This window comes from Bacteroides sp., from assembly GCF_052357945.1.
Lineage (GTDB): Bacteria > Bacteroidota > Bacteroidia > Bacteroidales > Bacteroidaceae > Bacteroides.
The window spans coordinates 1-3,325 of sequence record NZ_DAWCXD010000264.1; the positions used below are offsets into that span (position 1 = coordinate 1).

A 3,325-nucleotide genomic window follows, 5' to 3' on the forward strand; every position below is an offset into this window, starting at 1 on the left:
CCTTAAACAATCGAAGAAATATGGATATAAAGGAAAAAATAGAGGAATTGCGTGCCGAACTTCACCGGCATAATTATAATTATTATGTGTTGAATGCTCCTGAAATCTCGGATAAAGAGTTTGACGACAAGATGCGTGAACTTCAGGATTTGGAACAGGCACATCCGGAATATAAAGATGAAAATTCGCCTACGATGCGTGTAGGTAGCGATTTAAACAAGAATTTCACGCAAGTGGCTCATAAATATCCTATGTTGTCACTGGCAAATACATATTCAGAAGCGGAAGTGACGGACTTCTACGACCGTGTTCGTAAGGCATTGAATGAGGATTTCGAGATTTGTTGTGAAATGAAATATGACGGTACTTCTATTTCGCTGACTTATGAAAATGGGAAGTTAGTTCGTGCCGTCACCCGTGGTGATGGAGAAAAGGGGGATGATGTGACGGATAATGTGAAAACGATCCGTTCTATTCCGCTTGTATTGCATGGTGATAATTATCCTGCCTCTTTTGAGATACGTGGAGAAATTCTTATGCCATGGGAAGTGTTTGAAGAGTTGAATCGAGAGAAAGAAGCACGTGAAGAGCCGCTTTTTGCCAATCCGAGAAATGCGGCTTCCGGCACATTGAAGTTGCAGAATTCTTCTATTGTGGCTTCCCGCAAACTGGATGCCTATTTGTATTATTTGCTGGGTGATAACCTGCCTTGTGACGGACATTATGAAAATCTTCAGGAAGCGGCAAAATGGGGCTTTAAAATCTCTGATTTGACGCGTAAGTGCCAGACATTAGAGGAGGTTTTTGAATTTATCAATTATTGGGATGTAGAGCGTAAAAATCTGCCGGTTGCCACAGATGGGATTGTTTTAAAGGTGAACAGTTTGAGGCAGCAGAAGAATTTGGGATTTACAGCTAAATCTCCTCGATGGGCTATTGCTTATAAATTCCAGGCAGAACGTGCGTTGACCCGTTTGAATAAGGTGACTTATCAGGTAGGAAGAACCGGAGCTGTCACACCAGTAGCTAATCTGGATCCTGTGCAGCTTTCAGGAACGGTTGTAAAACGTGCGTCCTTGCACAATGCGGATATTATCGAGGGGCTTGATTTGCATATTGGAGACATGGTTTATGTAGAAAAAGGCGGTGAAATTATTCCTAAGATTACAGGGGTTGATAAAGATGCACGTAGTTTTATGCTTGGTGAGAAGGTTCGATTCATCGTTAATTGTCCCGAATGTGGCAGTAAATTAGTCAGGTATGAAGGAGAAGCTGCTCATTATTGCCCGAATGAAACAGCGTGTCCTCCTCAAATCAAAGGCAAAATAGAGCATTTTATTAGTCGAAAGGCTATGAATATTGATGGATTAGGGCCGGAAACGGTGGATATGTTCTATCGCTTGGGATTAATTGAAAATACGGCCGACTTGTATAAACTTACAGCTGATGATATCAAAGGTTTGGATCGTATGGGTGAAAAATCGGCAGAGAATATCGTAACGGGAATTGCGCAAAGTAAAACAGTTCCTTTCGAACGTGTAATCTTTGCTTTGGGAATCCGCTTTGTTGGTGAGACTGTGGCTAAAAAGATTGCGAAGTCGTTTGAGAATATCGATGATTTACAGCAGGCAGATCTTGAAAAATTGGTAAGTATCGATGAAATCGGAGAAAAGATAGCTCAAAGTATACTTGCTTATTTTGCTAATGAGTCTAATCGTGAGTTGGTTAACAGGCTAAAGGAGGCTGGACTGCAACTTTATCGCACAGAGGAAGATTTGAGTGGATACACTGATAAGTTGGCAGGGCAGTCTATTGTTATTAGTGGTGTGTTTATCCATCACTCGCGTGACGAATATAAGGAACTTATCGAGAAAAACGGAGGGAAAAATGTTGGAAGCATTTCCGCGAAAACGAGTTTTATACTGGCTGGAGATAATATGGGACCTGCAAAGCTCGAAAAAGCAAAAAAACTTGGAATAACCATATTAAGCGAAGACGAATTTCTGAAACTTATATCGTAAGATAAGAAAAATATTCGTACTTTTGCGGCTAAATAAATTAGAGATTATAATTAAAACTCATGATACAGACTAAATTGAAAGGAATGGGGGTAGCACTGATTACTCCTTTCAAAGAGGATGAGAGCGTTGACTATGACGCGTTGATGCGTATGGTGGACTATCTATTGCAGAATAATGCGGATTTCTTGTGTGTGCTGGGAACTACAGCTGAAACACCGACTCTGACCGAGGAAGAAAAGAAAACTATAAAAAAGATGGTGATTGACCGCGTCAACGGAAGAATTCCTATTCTGTTGGGTGTAGGTGGTAATAATACTCGCGCTATTGTAGAAACATTGAAAAACGATGATTTTACAGGAGTTGATGCGATATTGTCTGTGGTGCCATATTATAATAAACCTTCTCAAGAAGGTATTTATCAGCATTATAAAGCGATTGCGGAAACTACGGAGCTCCCCATCGTATTGTATAATGTTCCGGGACGTACGGGAGTAAATATGACTGCTGAAACTACGTTACGGATTGCCCGTGATTTTAAGAATGTAGTTGCTATTAAAGAAGCATCCGGAAATATTACGCAAATGGATGATATTATTAAAAATAAACCGGAAAATTTCAATGTAATCTCCGGAGATGATGGTATAACCTTTCCGCTTATTACATTGGGGGCCGTTGGTGTGATTTCAGTAATCGGTAATGCTTTTCCTCGTGAATTTAGCCGTATGACGCGCCTGGCGCTTCAAGGAGACTTTGCCAATGCATTAACCATTCATCATCGATTTACGGAATTATTCAATTTGTTGTTTGTTGATGGAAATCCGGCAGGAGTAAAATCAATGTTGAATGCCATGGGTATGATCGAGAATAAACTTCGGTTGCCACTAGTTCCTACTCGCATTACCACATTTGAGGCAATACGCAAGGTTTTGAATGAGTTGAATATTAAATGCTGATGCTCCTTCAGTGAGGAATTCATAATAAACATCTAAGTGTTTAAAATAAATATCCCAATGATTGAATTCAATCATTGGGATATTTATTTTAAATCAGCCTATGATTTATTTTAAAACGGCTGCTGTCTATTGTAAGGGGGGATATTTCTTATTAATTACGTTTTTCGATACAGGTTTTTCACCTTTCTAAAGCATAGCTTTAGGGAACGGAAAGCTCCGCTTTAGTCTATCTAAAGCATAGCTATTTGAGGGCTTGATAAGAAATTCTACTAGCCATTGACATGTTTCATTTCCAAAGTAAGCGTCTCCGCGATTCTATATAGTGTATTAAAATAAAAAGGCTAATGATCC

General features: G+C 39.6%; 2 protein-coding genes. Both read left to right on the top strand.

The window, feature by feature from the left end:
• The first annotated feature begins 20 nt into the window (after positions 1–20).
• Positions 21–2,021 carry an NAD-dependent DNA ligase LigA gene (gene ligA / locus ACT8YW_RS22535; protein ID WP_444107210.1) on the top strand — a complete coding sequence of 667 codons (2,001 nt, stop codon included), beginning with the start codon at positions 21–23 and terminating at the stop codon, positions 2,019–2,021.
• 59 nt (positions 2,022–2,080) lie between these two features.
• On the top strand, positions 2,081–2,974 hold the full coding sequence (gene dapA / locus ACT8YW_RS22540) for a 4-hydroxy-tetrahydrodipicolinate synthase (RefSeq protein WP_444107209.1): 894 nt from the start codon (positions 2,081–2,083) through the stop codon (positions 2,972–2,974).
• Positions 2,975–3,325 lie beyond the last annotated feature (351 nt).

Coding starts and splice junctions, on each gene's coding strand:
- dapA (WP_444107209.1), top strand. CDS start 2,081: ATGATACAGACTAAATTGAAAGGAATGGGGGTAGCACTGATTACTCCT.
- ligA (WP_444107210.1), top strand. CDS start 21: ATGGATATAAAGGAAAAAATAGAGGAATTGCGTGCCGAACTTCACCGG.